Annotated in this window: 2 protein-coding genes; one reads left to right on the forward strand and one right to left on the reverse strand. The window is 73.7% G+C overall.

Going from position 1 to position 1,100, the window contains the following annotated elements; genetic code table 11:
• Positions 1-571: AraC family transcriptional regulator (locus AB0O00_RS40975; protein ID WP_363659737.1), on the reverse strand; the 571-nt coding region annotated here is incomplete at its 3' end.
• A gap of 101 nt (positions 572-672) precedes the next feature.
• Here AB0O00_RS40975 and AB0O00_RS40980 point away from each other — a divergent pair.
• On the forward strand, positions 673-1,100 hold a 428-nt coding region (locus tag AB0O00_RS40980; RefSeq protein WP_363659738.1), incomplete at its 3' end, for an alcohol dehydrogenase catalytic domain-containing protein.

A 1,100-nucleotide genomic window follows, 5' to 3' on the forward strand; every position in this document is an offset into this window, starting at 1 on the left:
CGCAGAGCCGGGCGACCCGGTTGGCGACCGCGCTGCCGTGGTCGCGGCGGATCAGGTGCAGGCAGAGGTCCATCCCGGCGGCGGCACCGGCCGAGGTGAGGACGTCGTCGTCGTCGACATAGAGGACGTCGGGGTTGAGCGGCGTCCGCGGGTACTGCGCGCGGAAGCGGTCGCTGTGCGCCCAGTGCGTGGTCGCGGGGCGGCCGTCGAGCAAGCCGGCGGCGGCGAGGACGAAGGACGCCGTACAGATCGACACCAGGCGTGCGCCGGGCCGGAGTCGGGCCAGTGCGGCGGCGACCGGCCCCGGGAGCGGTTCGTCGATCGGGTCCTGAGTGGCCGCGACGACCAGGGTGTCGGCGCCGGCGATCACGCGCGCGTCGTGCTCGACGGCGATCGAGAAGTCCTCGCTGGTGCGCACCGGCCCGCCGTCCACGGTGCAGTGGAGGACCTCGTAGAGCCGGCCGCGGTCCGGGCCGCGGGCGAGGCCGAAAGCCTTGGCGGGGATGCCGAATTCGTAGGGGACGACGCCCGGGAGGGCGAGGACGACGACGCGGTGGACGGCGTTCTGCATGGCCAGATCCTCTCACTTGTTGGCGATCTGGCCACTCGTTTCCGGTACCCGGCGGCGCCAGGCTGTGGATCGACCGCAGTCGAGACGAGGAGTGATGCCGGATGCCGGCGAAAATGGTGGCCGTGGCCTTCGAGGAGCCGGGCGGGCCCGAAGTCCTGAAGGTCGTGGAACGGGAGCGGCCGGTGCCAGGACCGACGGAGGTGCTGGTCCGGGTGCACGCGGCCGGCGTCAATCCGGTCGACTGGAAGACCCGCGCGGTCGGCGTCCTGTACCTCCCCGGTGACGGCGTCGTCGGGTGGGACGTCTCCGGCGTGGTGGAGGCCGTCGGCCTCGGCGTGACGCTCTACCGGCCGGGCGACGAGGTGTACGGCATGCCGGGCTTCCCGCGGATGGTCGGCGGATACGCCCAGTACGTGGCCGCCCCGGCGCGCCACTTCGCCCCGAAGCCGGCCGGCCTCGACCACGTCCGGGCGGCGGCCCTGCCGCTGGCCGCACTGACCGCCTGGCAGGCGCTGATCGACACGGCGGG

Source organism: Kitasatospora sp. NPDC093558, from assembly GCF_040683475.1.
Lineage (GTDB): Bacteria > Actinomycetota > Actinomycetes > Streptomycetales > Streptomycetaceae > Kitasatospora.